The following is a 21,270-nucleotide window of genomic DNA, read 5'->3' on the forward strand; positions in this document are numbered from 1 at the left end:
TCAGACGCCCTCCGCCACGGCGAAACTGTCGATGAAGCGCTCGGCTTCCTGCAGGTCGTAGTACCAGGGCCGAAGGCTCTTTGGATCGTCGAATGCGTTAGCCACGGTCGAGGCGATTTGCGGATTTTGCGCACAGGCGGCGAACACCCGCAGGATGGATTCCGATGGAGGCAACAGATGGGTATTGGTGAAGCGCGCGACCCACTGGGCATAGTCCCAGTACCGTTCGAATGTTGCCTGCTTCCAGCTATCGTCAAAGTTCAGTTCGCCGCGTTCGAGAATGGCCTGCATGTACACGTTGGCGCACTTGCTGGCGTTGTTCGACCCCTGCCCTGTGATCGGATCGTTGAGCACCAGCACGTCAGCCATGCCCAGCACCGTGCGCCCGGAAGGCAGCACACCGATCGGCTTGCGTACCGTGGGCGTCAAGCGGCCGACCAGCGTGCCGAGCTCGTCGGTCAGGCGCAGGTTTTCGCAGCGCGGTGCCTCCCAGGGGAAGAATTCGCGGATCAACTCCACCGCCAATTCGAGGTGTTCGGCCGGGGTGCTGACCTCCCCCCAGCGGTCCATCGGGCCGCCTTCGATGCATTCCAGGTTGATAATGTCGCCGGGACCGGTATGGGTAATGCAGGGGAAATTGACGTACTCGCCAACGCCCGGATTGATGTTGATATTGAGCGCGCTGTAGTCGCTGCGTGGAAGCATGCCATGCACGTAGGTCAATGAAATGGTGCGCTGCGGACGATCAAACACGCTACGTTCGGCGTCACGCTCAAACAAGGCGCCGATCTCGCCTTTGCCGCTGGCGACGATGACCAGGTCGCTGCTCTCGGCATAACGTTCCAGTTCAGCCAGACCGGCTTCTTCGATGATCAGGTTGCCGCCATGGCGCTGAAACTCCGTCATCCAGCGTGGCATCTTGATGCGCTGGTCGACCGACTGACCAGGCGCCTGCATACGGGCCCGCCAATCCACGCCCAGGCCTTCGCCATTCCCCGCGCGCATATGCACGCCCATGGTGGGCGGGCAAATGTCATCCCACAGCGCCAGGCCCAGCTCACGCTCAAAACCCAGCGCCATGTCATACATGGATTGACTGGACAGCACCCTGCCCGCCGCGATTTGCTCGCCGGTACGGTTGGACACCAGGTTGACGGTGTAGCCCTGCTGCAGCAAACCAATGCCAAGTTGTAGACCTGCCTGCCCGGCACCGACGATTGTGATCGTTCTCATGAGGTTTCGCTCCGTTGTGGTTATGCGGACGACGCTATGCAGTCCGTACAGCCAATGTGGAGCAGCGCAGGCACAGGCAATATGCGCATTGCGCAGCGGGTATGCGTAAAGTGCGGAAATTAACGCCGAGGGTCCCGGCCCTGCATGACCCCCGACCCTCGCGCGCGAACCAGTGTTTCCCTGGGCGTCTCGGCGTAACGCCGACGGTAATCGGCGGCCAGTCGCCCCAGCTGGAAGAACCCCCAGCGCGTGGCGATTTCGGTGACGCTGTGCGACTGCCCGGGGTCGAGCAGATCCTGGCGCACGCGCTCCAGGCGGATGTCACGCAGATAGCGCATGGGGCTCAGACCGAGAAACTTTTCGAACCCGGCAAATAGCGTGCGTCCGCTGACCGCACTGACCGCCGCGAGGGTCTCGATGGTGATGGGCTGTTCCGGGTAAGCCTGCATGTAATCGACTGCCGCTTTGACATGACGCGGCAGCAGACGATGCAGGGCCTGCGCCTGCTCACAACGCAAACTGTGGGGCTGCCAGCTCAGGAGCGTGGTCATCAACGTCTGTTCGAACTGGGTACGGATCAGCGGCAGGTCAAACAACTGCGGCGAGCGTTGCATCTCGGCAAAGATATGTTGCGCGCTGCTGCTCCAGGCCGCACAGGCCGGGTGATCCAGGCTCATGGTGGGGTGAAATTCCACAGGCTTGTGCAGGCAGCGTCCGAACATGCTGGCTGCGTGTTGCTCCAGCGCCTCACGGTCGAAACGCACCACCAGCTTGCGGCAGTCGCGGCTCCAGTTCATTTCCAAGGCTTCGTCCGGCGCATGCACAGAGCCGTAGCGATGGTTGCTGTGCAGCTCACGACCGCCAATGAATTGCAAGTCGTTGCCCGCCAACGGTAACTGGACGAGGTAGAAATCCCCCAAGTTACCGGGCTCGACGTTCACTTGGGCACCGTAGCTCATCTGGCTGAAACTCAGGCGTCCCGTGCGCAGGTGCGCGTGGCGGTAGTTGAGCTGCTCCCCTCCCTTGGCCAGCAGTTGATGTTCGCAAAACATCGACGACACCATCTCGCGCACCTCGTCGAGATCGTGCGAACGCAGCGCCTGCAAGTGCTGGTACTCAAGCAACTCGGTCGAGGGCATCACATCAATACACCTTCGCTCATACCCGCTCCTCGCGAACGCCGATGGCGTAGCGCTGATCCGAAAAACTCAGTGAGTGGACAAGGGATCGTTGCACCTCATGTCAGTCGCTGCGGTCGTCGGCGATGCCAATCGCTGACCCGCTGCACCGCCATACCCGCGCGGCACAGCGTGGCTTCGCCGCCCTTGCGCCCGATGAACTGCCCGCCCATCGGCAGACCGCCTGCGGTCAGGCCAATCGGCAGGCTGATACAGGGATGACCACTGACGTTAAAAGGGGCGGTGAACTGGATCAGGCGACGGTTGGCCTCAGGGTCCGATGCCAGGCTGGACAGTTGCTCGTGGGTCGGCGCGGCATAGGGTTGAACCGGCGCCAGCAGCAAGTCCAGTTCATACAACAGCACCTCGAGCTGCCCGGTGAATCGCTGCGCGTCCAACAGGATTCGCTGATAGTCCATGCCGCTCAACTCGCGCCCGCCGTCGATCAGCCGCCGCAAGGCCGGGCCGTACTGGCTGGCGTGCAGCGGGTAGGTATCGGCATGCGCCACAGCAGTCTGTACGCCGCAGTGGGCCTCCCAATTCTGGCTGACGGCGCGCGTGTCGGGCATCCGAATGCTCAGCAACTTGCCGCCACCGTCACGGATCATCGCCATGACCTGCTGCAACGCCTGCTGGATCACCGGGTCCACGCCATCGCTGAGCCAACGCTCGTCAATCCCGACGCGCAACCCGCGAAAGCTGTCGTCGATGCCGGGAACCTCCAGGCACACGCTGGGCTGGGAGGTGGGATCGAGCAGGTCATGGCCGGCGATCGTAGACAGCAGGAACAGCGCATCGCGCGCACTGCGAGTCATCGGCCCGACGTGGTCGAGGCTGGCGGCCAGTTCAAAGGCCCCCTGGCGGCTGACTCGCCCCCAGGTCGGCTTCAATCCGGTCAGGCCGTTGGCGGCACAGGGGAAACGAATCGAGCCGCCGGTATCGCTACCGATCGAGGCGTAACACAGTCCCGCCGCGGTGGCCACGCCGCAACCGCTGGACGACGCACCGGCCCAATGCCCAGGGTGCCAAGGGTTGTTCGGTGCAGGAATGTCGGGATGGTGCAGAGCAAACGCGCCCTCGGTCATTTGCAACTTGCCCAGCATCACCGCGCCGGCGTCACGTAACCGCGAGACGACGGTGGCATCCTGATCAGGGATGCGCGACGCGTGCAACGGCATGCCTGCGGCGGTCACCACCTGGGCAGTGTCGAACAGGTCCTTGTACGCCAGGGGAATGCCATGCAGCGGACTGCGGCAGGTACCGCCAGCCAACTCTTGCTCCGCCGCTCGCGCTTGTTGCAAGGCCAGCTCCGGCGTCACCCGGGCGTAGCTGTGCAGACCTGGGTCCAGTTCGGCAATGCGTGCCAGTTGCGCTTCGGTCACCTCCACCGGCGACAACTTGCGGCTACGGATCAACAGCGACAGCTCATGCATTTCCAGGTAATGCAGATCGTTTGGCAGGTTCATTCATGTGCTCCGATAAAGCTCGAGGCCAGGCGATTGAACTCATCCGGGCACTCGCTCTGCAGGTGGTGGGCAGCGTTGCCGAATACGTGCAGGCAGGCGTTGGGCAAGCGATTGAGCATCATCATCGGCACGTCGACACCGCCAAACCAGTCATGAAGCCCCCAGCACAGTAAGGTGGGAGCCTGAACCCGATCCAGCACTGGCAGCAGGTTCTCCCACTCGCCGAATGCACCAGGGGTTTGCAGCAGTTGGATAAAGCCGGCGTTATCACTGGCCTCGAAACGCAGGCGCAGGTTTTCATCGTCCAGCCGTTCATCGCGGTGTAGCTCATAACGTCCCAGCAGCACACGCATCTTGCTGAGGCTCGGACCGTCACCCGCGAGGTAGTAGTCACTCATCAACGTCGCCGCTTGCTTGCTGAACAGCGGCAACGGTTGCAGGACACCGCGATCGACGGGCTGCGCACCGATACTGATCAGCCGACCAACGCGCTGCGGAGCGTCCACAGCCAGACGCAAAGCCACCGCGCCGCCAAGAGACTGGTTGATCAGATGCACACGCTCCAGACCAAGAGCGTCCATGAAGCCCAGCAATTTACGTGCATGCCAACTCAACACAGGCCCGTGAACCGGCACCATATCCGAGCGGCCGAACTGGGCAAAATCGAGGAAATAGCACCGATGCCGAGCCGAGAACGTCTCGGCACTCAGACGAAAATTGCTCCAGGCCGTGCTGCCCGGACCACCACCATGGGTAAATATGACGGGCAATCGAGGAGTGTCTTGGCCAACGACTTGGTAATGCAGACGAACGCCATCGACCGATAAAAACTGGCTGACTGGCGGGTTTGACTTGGGCATAGAGGGCTCCCCCGAAAGTGAGCCGGCGCGGGATGAAAAACGCCGGCTCAGTCACCTCAGTCCTCGATCTGACGGACTTTGTAGCCTGGGCGATGACCGTCGGCGGTGTCCTTGAAGATCAGGCTGGAATCCTTCACCGAACCGGCAACACCACGTCCCGGTTTAGCGATCCCGCGATTCCAGCGCGAAGCCACCTTACGCCAACTGATCGGAGAGATATCGGTCGCCACCAGTTGCTCATCGTCCCAACCGGTCCCATCGGTGTAGAAATTCTGCATGGCTTCGCGGGCATACAAATCGCAGTCGTTGAAACCGTGCAGGCAAAGAGGCTTGTACACCCGGTCGTAGCGATACTGGTTTTTCTCACGCTCTTCATCGGTGTTACACACTCGCACGAGGATTTCCCAATACTCGTGGGTGTCGTCGGTAATCGGCACATACCACTCGTACTGCGTCATGTGCTCGCTTGGCCAGTTTTCCACCATCAGCACGCCCGGCAGCACCACAGAGGTCCGGTAGAAACGGCCCTTGAGGCCATCCACTTTCAGCCCCAGAAGGTCGTTTTCCAGCACCGGCGTCCACTTGTCGGTGAACATCCATTGCATCAGCCCTTTGGGTCCAGTTTCGTTCTCGACTACGGCGATGCAGTCGTCGGAGGCCGGCAACAGGCCCAGGGGCAGCACCCAATCCATGGCGTGAACGATGGTGTTGTCCTTGTGCACCAGGATGTGAGCGTTGTCGAAACCGTTTTCACATGCGATGCGCCAGTTACCGTAGCCGGTGCGGTGCATGCCCAGGGCCACGGCATTTTCATCCAGCACGCTCGGCGAAGCCGGCCACAGCGGGTGCGGGAAGACTTCGCTGTTTTCCGGGAAGCGGAACGGCAAGTCATCGGCCAGCGGCGGCACATCTTGATCAGGGAAACTGTCTTCGCGCACGAATACGAAAATCATGCCGTTGATTTCATGCACCGGGTAAGTCGTGAGGCCGGTGGTGCCAATCAGTTTGTCGTCCGGGTTGGCGACGATGGTCACCAGGGTGCCACTCTCCAGATCGAAGGTGAAACCGTGGTACCAGCAGGAAATAGTGCTCTTGGTGAAGCACATCGGTTTTTCGGAAAGACGCACACCACGGTGCAGACACTGATCCTTGAGCGCATAGACCTTGCCGTTGACGCGACGCAAGACAATGGGCACGCCGCAAATCTGGATACCCTCAACCTGATCCTCGGCCAGCTCATGGGTGAACAGGGCCGGATACCAGTGATTGATAAAGCCCCAGGCCGCGTCTTTGTAAGGTTGGTATTGGCTTTGGGTCTTGGAGTTGTTGACACGGGCATCACTGATACCGGTTTTGACGATGCGCCGACGAATGATAGGTTGCTCGGACATACGGATTCCCTTGCTAACAGGATCGGCGCCGCCCTGTGCGGCGCTGTTGCAATCATCCTAAGAACCTCCAGGAAGACTGACGATCCCGATACCGTTTCGCCTATCCTTGCAGCGCAAGAAAGATGCAGGGCCTGCCGGATGACGGCGCGCTCAACGCGCCAGGGTTGCAGAAGGACTTTCGCCGAAACGGCGTTTGTAATCCGTCGTGAAGTGCCCCAGGTGATTGAACCCCCAGCGAAAGGCAACCGCGGTGACCGTTTCGTTGCCCGAACTCAGCCGCAGCAGCTCTTCATTGACGCGACGCAGACGTATTTCCTTGAGGTACAGCATGGGCGATGTATCGCGGTAACGCCGAAAGCCCGCGAACAACGAACGACTGCTGACGCCCGCGTGCTCGGCCATGTCGATGATGGTGATCGGTTCGTGCGCGTGGTCCTCGATGTAGCGTTCGACACGCTTGACGAACGACGGCGCAAGCGAGGGCGCGTCGGCCAAAATCTCCGCCGAATAGTTGTGCGGTTGATTGGTCAGCAGCATATGCACCAGGCCGCTTTCCAACTGGGCAGACATCAAGGGCGACAGCTCGTCATCCAGCGAAAGGCAGTCATACACCCAGCTCACCATACGCAACCAGCGTGCGCCCGATTCGCTCGCGATCGGGATGGCAGACTCGAATTCAATGTTTTTCGCCAGGGTGCGGCCCAGCAACTGCTGGCAATGCTGCTCGATCAGGCTGCGCTCGATACGGATGATCAGTTTTTCGGTGTTGGGACGGTGGTTGATCAGTGATTTCGTGTGGGCGTTGATCACCGTGCCCATGCTGGGGTTGCACACCACTTTCTGATCGCCTAACTGAATCTGCTCCTCACCGCGGATCGGCATCTGGATCAAGGCAAAGGTATCGAGTACGCCCGGCTTGATGGTCAAGGCACCGCCATAACTCATTCGGCCAATGCCGATCCCCCCCGCCCGACGGTAAAAAATGCTGGCGTCTAGCGAGGTTTTGGCGTCCAGGTTACAGAGGTGGTTTTCGCAGAATATTTTTTCGCCACATTGGCGGGCCTCTTCAATGTCACGGGTCCGACAAATTTCGTATCGCGCCAGTACGGCCTCAGGAGCAGTGACCGGGCGGAAACTAAGCTGTTCCATGAATAACCCTCTGCGACCTGGCCAGGCATCCAGATCGCACTAACACACGGTTTATAAGATCGACAGTACATGCCGCCGATCATTCTTGTTATCGCAGTCGTTGGCTGAACCCTTTGCCACCCATCCTGCGCCAATACGCACGGTTTCAGTGCGTAGCGAGGTGCAATCGTCGCAAGGCACGAGGCAATCACCTCGCAGGAACCCTGTGCGCCTCACCGTTTGAGTATCACTTGGCTCAGGTTTGGATAACCACCCCTCGAACCAAGCATTTAACGTGCCTGAACGCGCAAATATCAGTATTGAGACGACCGATGAAACACCCACTTCAGAACTTCACGCGATTGGCGCCGAGCCTAAAAATAGCCCCACATAATCAAACAGTTATAGACACCCCAGAGAACTGATCGCCCCTGACGATCTGCCCTTGGGAATGACCTGCGATCACATCAACAACGAACGGCAGCGACCATGACGAACATCACCCGTGCCGGACTGTTACCGGTGTTACGCCAGGCGTGTCGCGTCCCCATCTGCACCACCACATCACCGGCTTTGAGCAAGGCACTTTCCCCGTCATCAAGTAGCAAGGTCAGCTCGCCGTCGACAACGACGCCGTAATCAATGGTATCGGTGCGGTGAAAACCCGGCGCATCCGCCTCGAAGGTCTGCGCCAGACCCGGAACGCGCCGATTCATCTCATCGGCAGCCAGTGGATCGGCCTCCACCGACCTCTTGGTCGATTCCGGCGGAAAGCTCACGAGAATGAAGCTGGTGCCCGCCACGGCAGGCAACACCGAAGTCACATGGCTGAGAGGATCCGGCGCCTCGCCACCGACTTGCGGCTGCGCATCGGCCTTCCAGACCAGAGCGGCGCTAAAGCCCGGGATATGGGTGAAGGACTCGTCCCCGGCAATCGGGCCGTGACTGACGACGCAGGAACGACCCTGGGCGTCATGCCCAGTCACTACACGCTGTGCTCGCATCATGGCGTTCTCCACTGTGACGGGGTGACGTACACCACTGTGCCGCCCCCACTTGGATTATTGGTAAGCGATGTGAAAATTGCTGAAGCCATTGCCCTGGGTCTGGATATCGTCCAACGCATCGTTGAGACGCTCCAGCGGATAGGCGCGCGACTCGAGCAGCGACAGATCGAGGATGCCGGACTCGACCATGCAGGCCATTTCCTCGGCCTCTGCGGTGGTGAACCAGAGTGAGCCGATGTAGTGCAGTTGCGCACACATAAAGGGGTGAGGATCAATCGGGATAGGACCGGCGACGCCGCCAATCTGCACGATCCGACCGCCACGGCCGACGGCCTGCATGGCATCCACCGACAAGTGCGCAGGAGCCTTGGCCCCGAGGGTATCGAGCATCACATCAACGCCGCCCGGTACCTGCGCCAGCACTTGCTCATGGATCGCGCCGCCCCCTATCAGCACCGGTATGACACGCCGTGGATCAAGGGTCTTGAGCCGTTCCAGGGCGTCGGCATCGCGGGCGACGACCACGACCTTCGCAGCACCGAATGCCAGGGCAAGAAGGGTCGCACCGACGCCGAGGGTTCCACTTGCCCCAAGAATGAGAACGCTCTGCGAAGGGCGCAGGGCCGCCTTGCGAATGGCCGAATACGCAGTCCCCAGATAGCCAAAGCGGGTAGCGTGGGCAAAGCTCAGACACTCGGGCAGACGCACCAGGTTGTTCCCATGGGCCGTCATGTATTGGCCATAACCGCCGTAGGGATAACGCTTGAAGACCTGCTGCGAGCCCGGCCCGAATCCGAAGTAACCCATGAAGGTATAGGCCTGGCAACGCGGCGCATCCCCTTCACGACACCAGCGACACTCGCCACAGCCGATGCCCGGATTGACGTAGACCCGATCCCCGGGCTTGAACACCGTGACTGCCGAACCGACCGCCGCCACCGTTCCGGCCGAGTCCAGGCCAAAAATGGCGGGCAGTTCGGGCAGTGGTAAAAAGGGATACCACTCAGGGAAATGGGTGGTGACGTTTTTCAGGTTAGGAATGACCCCACTGGCCGCGACCTTGATCAGCACATCGTGAGGACCGGGAGAGGGCACAGGGATACGGTCAAGTATGAATCGGCCGCCTATTTCGTGAAGACGGGCTGCTTGCATCAAAGGCACACAGTACTCCTCGGGTCGCAGGAACGGCGCAAGGCCGAGGCGACCCCGTCATTATCGTTCTATTAGTAATGAACCAGGGACTCATCCATTACCCGAACCGCCAGGGGCGCGGGCAACGGACGCAGATAAAGATGGAGGGTCAGACGTCAGTGACCCGCGCCCTGCAATGCCTGCAACGAAAAGTCGGTGGGCTTGGCGACGAAGTTGGTCCGCCAACTGGAGGTGTCAATCAGCGAGACCGTCGCGTGGTTGCGCTGGTAATCAATGACTTCCCCGGCGGTGGTGCGGATATCGCCATCAGTGACGTTGGCATAGGACTGAAACTCCATGAACTTCCAGAACTCGCCCTTGCGGTTGTAAGCCTCACCGTAGTGAATACGCGGGTATTTCACATCGATGTACAGCACCTTTTTGCTGTAAGGGTGGATGGACGGCGTAATGGCTTCGATGACGTAGACTTCACGCACTTCATAGTTGTTGCCGCTCATGTTCCAGTAAGGGGGTTCGTTCTGCAGCACCGGATAACGCTCGGCGAATGTTTTACCTTCCTTGTTCCAGATATCGGTCCCGGTCTTGCTCGCAGTCACCGCCAGAATGCTGCGTTTACCCAGCAGTTTGTACTCCGGGTACCAGCATGGACGTGCGTTGAAGATTTCCAGATCGTCCTGCAACTGGTCGGATGAGCCTACCGGATCCATCCAGGCACCTCCCGACAGCTGGCGCACGCGGCGGACCGCCGGGATATAAGCCCACACGCTGTTCACTTTCGCCGAGTCATACATAACCGTGTAAGTGCCCAGCCCCTTCATGTCGGACGGCGACTTGAAGTACAGCAACTGCCGACCGCGCTCGCTGCCATCCCCTTCAACCGTGCTGCCCCCTGTCAGACGCCCCCTCATGGCGTAGCGGGTGAACTCAGCCACCGGCTCTGCGTGTACGCCTTTCTTGCCATCAATCAGTACTTGGGTGTAACCCGGCACTTGCGAGACATCGCCCACCAGTTGCCCCAAGTGCCAGTTCCAGACGATCTTCTCGGCGGCCTCCGGGTCCTTCATGTCGATGTTCGGGAACGGTGCGCCCGCCCCCCAACCGTCGATACGGCATTCCTGACGGTTGATCGAGGTCTTGCCTGCGTTGGCATTGGATGCTTTGACCCAACGGGGGTCCAGCGGCACTTCCTTGGAAGCGGCCAGCGGCAGTTTCCAGCCATCGTTGCGGATGCGCCATTCCATCTTCTCGGTCAACAGACTGGCGATGGTGTGACCTTCGAAGGTATTGCCTTTGATATGATCGAGGTTGGCCGCCGAAATAACCGTGCCCACCGGTACTTCAGCAGCCATGGCCAGGCTGGCGAGGCTGCCGAAGGCAGTGATCAGGCCGGCCAGGAACGGGGTGCGTAGGGCATGACAAAACATAGCCATCATGGAGTCTCCGATTGGACTTAAAAGAGGTAGGTCAGGCTGGTGTACAGCTGATCGCGGTTATGGAAGTAGCCAAACAGCGTGGTGGTGTCACACGTCGCCAGATTGCCCGGCTGACAGTTCTTGGAATCGTGAGACCCGCTATCCCAGAAAGCATCGTATTCGACTTTCCAGCGGACTTTGCTGGACAGCTCGAAGGTCACCGATGGCACCGCAAAACCACCGCCGTTGCTCAGATCGGCACCGAGCACGAGCTGTGGTCGAACACGCCCGTTTGCGTAGCTAAGATCAAAGATCGTGGTGCCCATGGCCGAGTGCTCCTTGACCTTGCCACCCCAGCCCACGCTGTACAGCAGTTGGTCGTCCTTATCGAAGTTCTGCACCCACTTGTCGAACAGTTGCACGGAGAAAAACATCGGTTTTTCGGTGCCCAGCCAGGTTTGCGTGGCGGCGATGTTCTTGTCCATGCGCAGCATCATCGCAACGACATCTTTCTTGGTATAGCCATCAAAACCCGGTGCGATGTACTGGCTGAGCATGGTCGGCGTCTTGGCTTGAAACTGGTACGGCGCGTCCTTGATATAAGCCACCTCGGTACTGAACACCGCGTCGGCCAGATCGGAGTAACGGCTGGCGGTGAAGCCGAAGATGTCGACGAGCGGGTAGATGATTTCACCCGCCAGGCCACGTGTCTGGTCAGTGCCTTTGGAGGTTGCGCCTGAAGAGACATCTGGCATGCCAAACAGGGCGAGGTTGTTCGACGGGTTTAGAATCGGCGCGTTGTAGTAGGTTTTCAGGTACGACAACGAGTAGTTTGCGTCGCCGTAAAGTCCGCTCCAACGAATACCACCGGTCACGTCATTGACGCTGCCTTCGTCGCTTTTGTAGTTGTACGGGTCGATATTGCGAAAATCCACGCCCGCATAGGGCTGACTCGACCAGCGCCCCCCGTAGATGTCGATTTCGGTACCGATGTCATTCTTGCGGTCCCAGCCCGGACGCACGAACAGTTCAATGCCGCCGTTGTACTCCGGCACATCGATGTTGAACTTGGCCATGATGTTGGTCTTGCGCAGCTCTTCGTTGGCCGGCTCCAAAAACGAGCGCCAGGTATCGTCGAAGCCATGCACCAGGTCGTTGGCGGCAAAGAAATCCGTCTCGCCCCAGGCGATCTGCTGTTTACCGAAGCGCAGCCTGGTGCGTTCGCCCAGCGGCAAATCCACGTACAGCTCACGGATGTCGGTTTTGTCGTAGAGGTCGGTGATATCGCCGGTGCCGTCGGCCTCGTGATAGTTATTGGCGCCCATTTTCTCCAAGTGCCTGAGGAAGTCGGTCTCTACCTCCCGCACCCCGCGCAACTTGGCGACGAAAGAGACGTCGTCGCCGGGTTGCCACTGCAAGTTCAGGCGCGCGGTGCTGCGCATCATCGACAGCTTGCCGCGGTCGTTATAACTGGGGGTGTCCTCCCAGTTTTTCATGTTCCACGACATTTCCTGGCGCAGGTAACCGTCGTAAGTGAAGGTATCGTCAGCGAGCGCGGACGTGGCAACCACGCCCAGTGCAATAGCCGTCGCGATGCTGTTGAACGAGGTCAGTGGTTGCATGCCCCGAATCGGATTGCCCATGGATGTACTCCCCAGTAAGTAATGGCAGCGGTTGAATGAATGCTCTTGTTTTTGTTTTTCGCCTCAACCCAGCTCAATCCTTGTGTTCGGCTGACTGGCGGCTAGCGACTGTCCGCGCTCACCAAAAATGAAGTGAGGACGGAACACGTAGATCAGCGATGGCATCACGAACAGCGCGCAGAACGCTGAAGCGCTTAGCCAGATCGCCATTAGCAGGCCCATTTCCGCCTGGAAGCGCAGCGACGACGCCCACCACAACAGGGTGGCCAAAATCAGCACGCTGGCCGTCACGATCACGCCCATACCGGACGAATGCAGGGAAATACGCACGGCCTCCTCGGCGCTTTTTCCGTTGGCGATTTCTTCCTTGATGCGATCGGCGATGTAGAAGGCGTAATCCACGCCAAGCCCAATCCCCAAGGCCGCGACCGGCACGGTATTGATGCTCATGCCAATACCCTTCCAGGTCATGAAGGCAAACGTCAGCATGTTGGAAATGATCACCGGCACCATGAACACCATGCCCGCCATCGAGGAGCGGTACACAACCGTGCAGATCAGGGCCAGCACCATCAGGGCCAGCGCAATGGCTTCGATCTGGCTGGAGAGGATGATCTCGTTGACCGCCGCCATGACCCCGATCAGTCCGCCCGCCAGGTGCCACTGCCCCTCGGCAAGCGGGTTTTGCGCGATGAACGCTTTGATCCGGGCCATGGCGGTCCGGATGGTCTCGCCCTGGCGATCCCGGAACATCACGGTGACGGCACCGTTGGCATAGTGGTCGTCAGCAAAACGCGAGATATCGCCCGGCTCGGACACCGAGTCGAGCATGGCCACCAGGCTGCCGTTGATCGCGCTGGTATCGCCCAATTCCAGGTAACGCGGGTTGCCTTCGCGCAGGCTGACGTTGACTTGTGGCAGCACATCGGCCAGTGAAAGCGAGCCGCCGATCTCAGGCTGCGCCTCGATAAAACGCTGAAAGCCATTCATCGCGTGCAGGGCTTCGTTGCTCTTGATCAGCCCTGGATGACCGTCTTCCCCCAGCACCACAAACATGCGGTCCACGCCTTCGAAGCGCGCGTTGATCGCCGCCGAATCGACGTTGTATTCCGACTTCGGCCAGAGGATCGGCGAACCCGGATTGGCGTCACCGATTTTCAGGTTCAGCGAATAAAGGCCCGCACACACCACCACCACGAAGGTGCTCGCCAGCACCCCGTAACGAGCGCGCGACAAGGTCACGCAGGTCGCCAGGTCAAGCACCTTATTCAGCAGCGGAATACAGTTGAGCGGATGCACCACCCCGTGCGGCCTGCGGATGAACGAGAGCATCACCGGTGTCAGGATCACGGCGCTGACGGTCAGGGTCAGCACCCACACCACCGCAAGCACCGTGAGTTTCTGCAGCATCGGGATCGGGCTCAGGGCGACGACCGCCATGCACGCCGCGTCAGCGATGACCCCCAGCATGCCGGGCCTGAACAGGTCGGCCAGGGCGACGCGAGCTGCGATTTTTGCCGTGTCCGCGTGCGCCGGCAAAAGCTGCAACTCATCATCGAAACGGTTGACGATCTGCACCGAGTGCGACACGGCACGCGAGGTGATCAACATCGCCACCACGATCACCAGGGGCTCGAAACTGATGTTCAGCAGATGGCAGATGCCCAAGGCCCAGGATGCACTGACGGCACCGGCGAGCAGCGGCAACAGCACCCCGCGCCACGTGCGCAGAAGGACGAACAGCATGACCAGAGTGACCAGCAGCGCGATGCCGACCAGCAGGAACGTTTCCGAAAGGTAGTGGCCTACCCAGCCATACAGTATGGGATCGCCCACCACGCGGATATGCACCGTGCCATCATCGACGCGGGCAATCAGGCTGTGGATTTCCTGGAAGACCTTGCTGTAGTTGACCTGATTGTCGATGAAGTCGACCGTGATCAACGTCGCCTGCAGATCCTTGGACACATAAGGCCCATAGACCAAGGGGTTGCGCAGCACGGCCTGCTTGAGCGCGGCCATGGCCTCGGCGTTGGCCGGCAGGTCCGGCCACATCAGCGGCAGGCTTTCGATCCCCGCCGTGGACGCCCGGACTTCCTTGAGTTTCTTCGAGGCCAGTGAGGTGATCTGGTACGGATTGACCGCCGAGACTTCACGCAGCCCCAATGTCACTTCACGGACTTTTTCCAATACCGAGGCCTGGAAAATATCGCCCTTATCGACCTCGAACATAATGGTGACGATGTTCGAGCCGCCAAAGGTGTCTTTGAATTTTTCGTGGGTCTGCACGTATTCATGCCGTGACGGCAGCATGTCTTCGAATACCGTGCGAACCTCGATGTGCAGGGCGAACCAGCCCAGCACCAATGTCATACCTAACAGGCCACTGGCAACCCAGGCACCGCGCCGGATGCAGAATTCGGCTATACGCTCGATCATGGAAAGCTCTCGTTTAGACTACGCAACTAGGGGTTCAGGGCTTCAGCAGGGACCAGACCTTGCCGTCCCAGCGACCGATATCGGCACCCGCCAACCAAAGGCCGCCGGCCACGGGCAGCGCCCGCACATGCCAGGACAGGTTCTGTGCATCGAGGGTCCCGGATTGCCAACCCTTGGCATCGCCACTGGCCCAGCGCCCCAACGCGCCGGTGACAAACCAAACGCCTTGCTCTTGCAGCCAGGCCACATCAAACAGGTGATCGCGCAGGCCGACGTCGATAACGTCCCAGTGCTGCCCACCGTCGCGGGTTTCCATGACAGCCCCCTCCAGGCCGACCGCCATGCCGTGCTGCGCATCGCGGAACGTCAATGCCATCAGCGAGCGGGACAGTGGCGACTCAACCTCTCGCCATTGCCCGGTCTCGAGGTTGCCGAGCAACACGCGTCCGAACTCGCCCACCAACACCAGTTGGCCGTTGTCGAGAATCGCCACGTCGTTCCACGCCACATCCTCCTCGTCACGCAGACGCTGCCAGTGGCGGCCAAAATCGCGGCTGATCAACACCGCGCCCATCTCGCCAGTGGCGATGGCCAGCCCGTCAGCGCCGAGGCGGACACGGTTGAGCTTGTTAGCCGTTTCCGAGCGCGGCACATCGACCGCCTGATCCCAGTGCAGCCCGCCATCAACACTGAACAGGATCACCCCGTCATTACCGACCGCCACCGCATGCTCGGCATCCCAGACGGCGATGTCCTGCAGGGTGTTACGGGTTGGCGTGTTCACGCGGCGGATCTGGCCATCGCGACTGATCGACAGGATCTTGCCGTATGAACCGCTGGCCAATAGCGCTCCGCCTGGCAACTCTGCCAGGCCATAGAACTGATCGCGGCGCTCGAGGGCGGACGCTGCGACGGTACCGCCCACCGGCTGTGGATGAATGAAGAGCCCGGCCCACAGCAGCGCGGCGATGATGGTCCAGGGAAGCAGCATCACGATGAGCTTCAACGGACGCGCGCCCACGCTTGGTGCGGGAACCTGCGTGAGGATGTGTTCATGGGTAGAAAGGTTCGACATGAGACGGATCCATACGTAAATCGCTATCCGGAAGCTGATAGCGAAGCTAGCGATCACATTAGGTGCCCACACCCCTACGAACTATCCGTCTACTGCTGGGCTTATCCGTCCAGTGCATGTTAATGATCCGAGTCAATTTTCAAGGCGGCGCACAGGCGTGCGAGCGTCACCCATGGACGCTCGTGCCTATTTATTTTTTGTTTTTAATCAATGACTTGAGCGAAACCTCGGGAGAGGTTGCGGCGACGCGGAATACCGCGCCACCGGGCGGATTCAGAGCTTGAAACGACTGACCAACGCGTTGAGTCGCGTGGCGCTTTGATCCAGGTCGCCACTGCGCTGATTGACCAGGCGAGCGCTCTGCGAAGCGCTTTGCGCGGAATCGGCGATCGTCACCAGGCTGCGCGACAGCAGCTCGCTGGTGGTCGCCTGCTCTTCAGTGGCCGTAGCGATCTGCTCGCTCATATGCCGCATTTGGCCGATCACCTGCGACAGCGTCTGCAAGGCCTCACTGGCCTCTCGCGCACTGACAACGTTGGCGTGAGAAGCTCCGCGACTCTTAACGATGATATCGACCACCATACGCGTGCGCTCCTGAATCAAATTGACGCTGCCGTTCACCTGCTCGGTCGAGATGTGGGTGCGCTGCGCCAGCGCCCGTACTTCGCCAGCCACCACGGCAAAACCGCGGCCTTGCTCGCCGGCTCGCGCCGACTCGATGGCCGCGTTGAGCGCCAGCAAGTTGGTCTGATCGGCAATCGTGTTGATCACCGCAACGATGGTGCCGATCGACTGGCTGGCTTCGTCCAGTTGCGTGGCCAAGCCGGACACGTGTTCGAGCGTTTGCGCTTCCTGGTTGATCGCCTCCACCAGCCGGGACACCGTGGCCTGCCCGCGCGCGACGGCCTGGTCGCCCTCGCCACTGGCCTGGGCCGCCTGCCCGGCGTTGCCGGCGACCTCCTCGATCGTCGCTGCCATCTGCTGCATGGCAGTCGCCAACTGCTCCACTTCATCGCGCTGCGCATCCACCGTCAGGCCAGAGGTGCTGCTTTCGTCCTTCAACTCGGAGGAGGTTTTCTGCAACGCGAGACTGGTGCCCTTGATCTCAAACACCAGATCAGCCATGGCACTGAGAAAATGATTGAACTCGCGCGCCAGCGTTGCCAGCTCATCATCGCCCTTGGCCGGCAGGCGCAAGCACAGGTCAGCCTCGCCGGATGCCAGTTGCTGGATGGCCTGCACCACGGTTTCCAGCGGCCGCGACAAGGCGCGCCCGAGCCAAAACACGGTAACGCCCAACACCAATGCGGCAAATCCGCCGAGCAGCATAAGCTGCAACGCCAGGGTCTTGACCCCGCCGAGCAGCGCCGAGCTGGGAAACGCGAGCCCCAGCGACCACGGCGTGCCGGTATCGCCGATCGTCACCGGCGTCACTAGCATAAAAACCTCTTGCGCCATCGCCGGCGAGATAAAACGCAGGGTCACGGCGACGCCACTGCGTACCGCGTCGGTGGCAACCTTAATATGATCGCCCAGGAAGTCGCCCTCGCTCTCAGCTTGCGTGCGCCCCACCCGGCTCGGGTCCGGGTGGGCAACCAGGGTCGTGTCATTGGCAAGCAACACCGCAACTCCGACCTCCAGTGGATGCAGTTCGGCAACCCGCTTCTGCAACTGTGCCGCATCCAGGCCAATACCCAGGCTGCCGACTACCCGTCCGTTGTCACGCACCGGAACCAGTACCGCGATCATCACCTTGTCCTCACCGGCGCTCCTCAGGTGCAGCAGCGGGACCACATTTTCCCGCTCGCCGGCGCTCTGCCCGAGAGCCGCGATCAGGGCCTGGCGCTGATCCCCCAACGCCGGGTTGAGGGATTGGCCGTCGCGCAGCCAGAGCACCGCCTGGTCGTCCGGCGAGCCGCTCGGCACCCACCAGATACCGGTGGCCTGGGGTGTGCTGCGGAGCAAGGACTCGATCATCTGGTCAGCGATGCGCCGATCCTGCAACTGGCCGTCGATCAACTCGGCCCCCAGCAGTCGGGCCGTGTTACGCGCCGAGTACAGAGAAACATTGAAATAGTCGCTGATCTCCGTCGCCTGGCGCTTTGCAATCGCGTCTACGGCGACTTCGGCAAGCGCTTCGGTGGACGCTTTGCTCGACTGATAGACCAGCAACACGGTGGCCACATAAATCAACAAGGTGATGGGCAGGACCGTCAGCAAAAGCTTTTTCGTCATCGTCAAGTTGGACAGCATCAGGACACCTCCTCTCGACCGGGACGGAACCACTGCGAGCGTCTGTGAAAAATTCTCGAAAAAAAAAGCCGTGACGAGCACGGCAAAAAGGAGCGGAGGATCAAGCGCTTCGCTTGAGAAGATCCAGAGCGACATCCACGATCATGTCTTCCTGGCCGCCGACCATGCGCCGGCGTCCCAACTCGACAAGGATGTCGAGGGTCTTCAGGCCATATTTCGCGGCGACCACTTCGGCATGGCGCAGGAAACTGGAGTACACACCGGCATAACCCAACGCCAGGGTTTCACGATCGACCCGCACCGGACGGTCCTGCAATGGACGCACCAAATCATCCGCGGCATCCATCAGGCGATAGAGGTCGGTGCCATGATTCCAGCCCAGACGCTCGGCGGCAGCGATGAACACTTCCAGCGGGGCATTACCGGCCCCCGCGCCCATGCCCGCCAGGCTCGCATCAATGCGATCGCAGCCCTCCTCCACCGCCGTAAGGGAGTTGGCCACCCCCAGGCTGAGGTTGTGGTGGGCATGCATGCCGGTTTGAGTCTCGGAGTTCAGCACGGCCTTGAAGGCACGCATGCGGGCACGAATATCCTGCATGTTCATCGCGCCACCGGAGTCGGCCATGTAGATACATTGCGCGCCGTAGGACTCCATCAGTTTGCCCTGGGCGGCCAACTGCTCGGGCTCGATCATGTGGCTCATCATCAGAAAGCCCACGGTATCCATGCCCAGTTCCCGGGCGAACTCGATGTGTTGCCTGGAGACATCCGCCTCGGTGCAATGCGTAGCCACACGCACCGAGCGCGCGCCGGCGTTATAGGCGGCCTTGAGGTCATGCACGGTGCCGATGCCGGGAATCAACAGCACGGTGATTCTGGCGTTTTCGATCACGTCCGCTGCCGCTTCGATCCATTCGAGGTCGCTGTGGGCGCCGAAGCCGTAGTTGAAGCTCGAACCCTGCAGCCCGTCGCCGTGAGTGACCTCAATGGCATCGACATGGGCCTGATCCAGGGCGCGGGCGATGTCCTGCACGTTCTGGATGGAGTACTGATGACGAATGGCGTGGCTGCCATCGCGCAGGGTCACATCGGAAATATAGAGTTTCTTGTCAGTCATGCTCATCTCCTCAGGCCTCGCCGCTCAGCATGCCTTCAGCCATGCGCTCGGCTGTCGCCATGCCGGCGGAGGTCATGATGTCGAGGTTGCCCGCATACGCCGGCAGATAGTGGGCAGCGCCCTCGACTTCCAAAAAGATGGATGTCTTGAGCCCGCAGAACCGGCCCAGGCCCGGAATGTTCAGCGGCGCGTCTTCGGGGATCACGTCGAACTGCACCTGCTGCTTGAGGCGATAACCCGGCACGTAAGCGTTGACCGCCTGTTCCATCGCCAGGATCGAGGCTTGCACGGCGACCTGATCGGCGGCCTCGGACAGCACGAACACCGTGTCGCGCATGATCAGCGGCGGTTCGGCCGGATTCATGATGATGATCGCCTTACCCTTGGCTGCACCGCCGATCACTTCGATCGCCTTGCTGGTGGTTTCGGTGAACTCGTCGATATTGGCCCGGGTTCCAGGACCGGCGGATTTCGAGGCAATGGACGCGATAATCTCGGCGTAATGCACCTTGGCCACGCGCGAGACGGCCGCCACCATCGGAATGGTCGCCTGGCCGCCGCAGGTGACCATGTTCACGTTGAGCTTGTCGACATGCTCCGCGCCGTTGACCACGGGCACGCAATACGGGCCGATGGCCGCCGGCGTCAGATCGATCAAACGAATGCCCGGCTTGATCGAACGCAGGAACGCGTCGTTCTTCACGTGGGCCGAGGCGGAGGTGGCATCGAAGACAAAGTCGATGTCTTTGAACACGTCCATTTGGGTCAACCCGACCACCCCTTGGTGGGTCGTCGCGATCCCCAGGCGCGCAGCACGCGCCAGGCCATCGGAGTTGGGGTCGATGCCGACCATCGCCGCCATTTCCAGGCGCTTGCCGTGGCGCATGATCTTGATCATCAAATCGGTGCCAATGTTTCCCGAGCCGATAATGGCAACCTTGAGTTTCTTCATGGTGATGTGCTCTTAACGTTGAGCCTGCCGATCACTCGGCCGAAAAATTGACGGCGACCTGACCAATACCTTCGATCACGGCCTCGAAACGATCACCCGCGCGGACCCCGACCATCGGCCCGAGAGCGCCAGTGAGGATGATGTCGCCGGCTTGCAATGGCTCGCCCAGACTCGCCAGGGTGCGGGCCAGCCACACGGCGGCATTGAGCGGATGCCCCAGGCATTCGGCCCCGCTGCCACTGGATACCGGTTCGCCGTTGCAGCTCATGTGCATGACCGACGTGCGCAGATCGACGCCTGCCAGGCGCACGGCTGGGCCGCCTAATACGAAGCATCCGCTGGAGGCGTTGTCGGCAACGGTGTCGACGAAGCGAATGTTCCAGTCCTGCACCCTGGAACCCACGATCTCCAACGCGGGCAATACCCAGGCGGTGGCATCGAGTACATCGGCAAACGTGGTATCGCTGCGTGGCAGCGCCTTGTCCAGGATCAACGCAATTTCCGCCTCGATCTTCGGCTGCAGCACCGCGCTAAGCGATACGGTTTCGTTGTCGCCATAGCACATGTCGGCAAACAAGGTGCCGAAGTCCGGCTGATTGACCCCAAGCTGAACCTGCACCTTGGGGTTGGTCAGGCCGATCTTGCGCCCCACGACTCGCCGACCTGCGGCCACTGCATGGGCGACGTTCAGACGTTGAATGGCGTAAGCCGCCTCTCCCGCGTCTTCACCGATCCGCTCACGCAACGGGGCAATCGCCTCGCCCGTGCGTTCGGCCGCGCGCAAGGCACCCGCCAGTTGCTCAAGGGTTTGTTGGGTCACGCTCATATTCACCTCGCGCTCAGTTGTCGGGTGATGTTAGAAACACGCCAGCGGGTCAGCGCTCCCGGGAGTTACGCCGCTATCCCGCCAGCGCTGAAATTTTGATTGGATGTTTGTGGGGAGGGGGGGAATGACGTCTCTACC

16 protein-coding genes are annotated in these 21,270 nt (G+C 60.6%); all 16 read right to left on the reverse strand.

The window, feature by feature from the left end; genetic code table 11:
* Nucleotides 1-1,233 (reverse strand): styrene monooxygenase/indole monooxygenase family protein, encoded by a 1,233-nt coding sequence (locus tag AC07W0_RS00530; protein ID WP_102616949.1) that lies wholly within the window; start codon nt 1,231-1,233, stop codon nt 1-3.
* Nucleotides 1,234-1,352: 119 nt separating this feature from the next.
* Complete coding sequence (locus AC07W0_RS00535; RefSeq protein WP_102616950.1) at nt 1,353-2,372, reverse strand: AraC family transcriptional regulator; 1,020 nt, start codon at nt 2,370-2,372, stop codon at nt 1,353-1,355.
* Nucleotides 2,373-2,470: 98 nt separating this feature from the next.
* Entirely contained in the window at nt 2,471-3,877 is a 1,407-nt protein-coding gene (locus AC07W0_RS00540; protein WP_102616951.1) for an amidase, read from the reverse strand.
* Nucleotides 3,874-4,737 (reverse strand): alpha/beta fold hydrolase, encoded by an 864-nt coding sequence (locus AC07W0_RS00545; RefSeq protein ID WP_102616952.1) that lies wholly within the window; start codon nt 4,735-4,737, stop codon nt 3,874-3,876. Before AC07W0_RS00545 ends, AC07W0_RS00540 begins: the two co-directional genes overlap by 4 nt.
* 56 nt (nt 4,738-4,793) lie before the next feature.
* Nucleotides 4,794-6,128, reverse strand: a complete 1,335-nt coding sequence (locus tag AC07W0_RS00550) for an aromatic ring-hydroxylating dioxygenase subunit alpha (protein WP_102616953.1) — start codon at nt 6,126-6,128, stop codon at nt 4,794-4,796.
* Between the two features lie 150 nt (nt 6,129-6,278).
* Nucleotides 6,279-7,277: an AraC family transcriptional regulator gene (locus tag AC07W0_RS00555; protein WP_102616954.1), complete on the reverse strand. Its 999-nt coding sequence runs from the start codon at nt 7,275-7,277 to the stop codon at nt 6,279-6,281.
* Nucleotides 7,278-7,723: 446 nt separating this feature from the next.
* Nucleotides 7,724-8,263: a cupin domain-containing protein gene (locus AC07W0_RS00560; protein WP_256580759.1), complete on the reverse strand. Its 540-nt coding sequence runs from the start codon at nt 8,261-8,263 to the stop codon at nt 7,724-7,726.
* 54 nt (nt 8,264-8,317) lie between these two features.
* A complete protein-coding gene (locus AC07W0_RS00565; protein WP_309474169.1) occupies nt 8,318-9,358 on the reverse strand; it encodes an alcohol dehydrogenase catalytic domain-containing protein in 1,041 nt (346 codons plus the stop codon).
* Between the two features lie 212 nt (nt 9,359-9,570).
* A complete protein-coding gene (locus AC07W0_RS00570) occupies nt 9,571-10,848 on the reverse strand; it encodes a DUF1329 domain-containing protein (protein WP_226925946.1) in 1,278 nt (425 codons plus the stop codon).
* Nucleotides 10,849-10,865: 17 nt separating this feature from the next.
* Nucleotides 10,866-12,470, reverse strand: coding sequence for a DUF1302 family protein (locus tag AC07W0_RS00575; protein ID WP_102616956.1), 1,605 nt, complete (start codon nt 12,468-12,470; stop codon nt 10,866-10,868).
* A gap of 63 nt (nt 12,471-12,533) precedes the next feature.
* On the reverse strand, nt 12,534-14,909 hold the full coding sequence (locus AC07W0_RS00580) for an efflux RND transporter permease subunit (RefSeq protein ID WP_102616957.1): 2,376 nt from the start codon (nt 14,907-14,909) through the stop codon (nt 12,534-12,536).
* Between the two features lie 34 nt (nt 14,910-14,943).
* Nucleotides 14,944-15,984, reverse strand: a complete 1,041-nt coding sequence (locus AC07W0_RS00585) for a YCF48-related protein (protein ID WP_102616958.1) — start codon at nt 15,982-15,984, stop codon at nt 14,944-14,946.
* 273 nt (nt 15,985-16,257) lie between these two features.
* On the reverse strand, nt 16,258-18,237 hold the full coding sequence (locus AC07W0_RS00590; RefSeq protein WP_102616959.1) for a methyl-accepting chemotaxis protein: 1,980 nt from the start codon (nt 18,235-18,237) through the stop codon (nt 16,258-16,260).
* Nucleotides 18,238-18,337: 100 nt separating this feature from the next.
* Nucleotides 18,338-19,354 (reverse strand): 4-hydroxy-2-oxovalerate aldolase, encoded by a 1,017-nt coding sequence (gene dmpG, locus AC07W0_RS00595; protein WP_102616960.1) that lies wholly within the window; start codon nt 19,352-19,354, stop codon nt 18,338-18,340.
* Nucleotides 19,355-19,364: 10 nt separating this feature from the next.
* Nucleotides 19,365-20,306 carry an acetaldehyde dehydrogenase (acetylating) gene (locus AC07W0_RS00600; protein ID WP_102616961.1) on the reverse strand — a complete coding sequence of 314 codons (942 nt, stop codon included), beginning with the start codon at nt 20,304-20,306 and terminating at the stop codon, nt 19,365-19,367.
* Nucleotides 20,307-20,337: 31 nt separating this feature from the next.
* A complete protein-coding gene (gene mhpD / locus AC07W0_RS00605) occupies nt 20,338-21,132 on the reverse strand; it encodes a 2-keto-4-pentenoate hydratase (RefSeq protein WP_102616962.1) in 795 nt (264 codons plus the stop codon).
* Nucleotides 21,133-21,270 lie beyond the last annotated feature (138 nt).

Source organism: Pseudomonas sp. GW704-F2, assembly GCF_059423025.1.

Coding starts and splice junctions, on each gene's coding strand:
- AC07W0_RS00540 (WP_102616951.1), bottom strand. CDS start 3,877: ATGAACCTGCCAAACGATCTGCATTACCTGGAAATGCATGAGCTGTCG.
- AC07W0_RS00580 (WP_102616957.1), bottom strand. CDS start 14,909: ATGATCGAGCGTATAGCCGAATTCTGCATCCGGCGCGGTGCCTGGGTT.
- AC07W0_RS00575 (WP_102616956.1), bottom strand. CDS start 12,470: ATGGGCAATCCGATTCGGGGCATGCAACCACTGACCTCGTTCAACAGC.
- AC07W0_RS00535 (WP_102616950.1), bottom strand. CDS start 2,372: ATGCCCTCGACCGAGTTGCTTGAGTACCAGCACTTGCAGGCGCTGCGT.
- AC07W0_RS00590 (WP_102616959.1), bottom strand. CDS start 18,237: ATGCTGTCCAACTTGACGATGACGAAAAAGCTTTTGCTGACGGTCCTG.
- AC07W0_RS00570 (WP_226925946.1), bottom strand. CDS start 10,848: ATGATGGCTATGTTTTGTCATGCCCTACGCACCCCGTTCCTGGCCGGC.
- AC07W0_RS00600 (WP_102616961.1), bottom strand. CDS start 20,306: ATGAAGAAACTCAAGGTTGCCATTATCGGCTCGGGAAACATTGGCACC.
- AC07W0_RS00550 (WP_102616953.1), bottom strand. CDS start 6,128: ATGTCCGAGCAACCTATCATTCGTCGGCGCATCGTCAAAACCGGTATC.
- AC07W0_RS00530 (WP_102616949.1), bottom strand. CDS start 1,233: ATGAGAACGATCACAATCGTCGGTGCCGGGCAGGCAGGTCTACAACTT.
- dmpG (WP_102616960.1), bottom strand. CDS start 19,354: ATGACTGACAAGAAACTCTATATTTCCGATGTGACCCTGCGCGATGGC.
- mhpD (WP_102616962.1), bottom strand. CDS start 21,132: ATGAGCGTGACCCAACAAACCCTTGAGCAACTGGCGGGTGCCTTGCGC.
- AC07W0_RS00555 (WP_102616954.1), bottom strand. CDS start 7,277: ATGGAACAGCTTAGTTTCCGCCCGGTCACTGCTCCTGAGGCCGTACTG.
- AC07W0_RS00585 (WP_102616958.1), bottom strand. CDS start 15,984: ATGTCGAACCTTTCTACCCATGAACACATCCTCACGCAGGTTCCCGCA.
- AC07W0_RS00560 (WP_256580759.1), bottom strand. CDS start 8,263: ATGATGCGAGCACAGCGTGTAGTGACTGGGCATGACGCCCAGGGTCGT.
- AC07W0_RS00545 (WP_102616952.1), bottom strand. CDS start 4,737: ATGCCCAAGTCAAACCCGCCAGTCAGCCAGTTTTTATCGGTCGATGGC.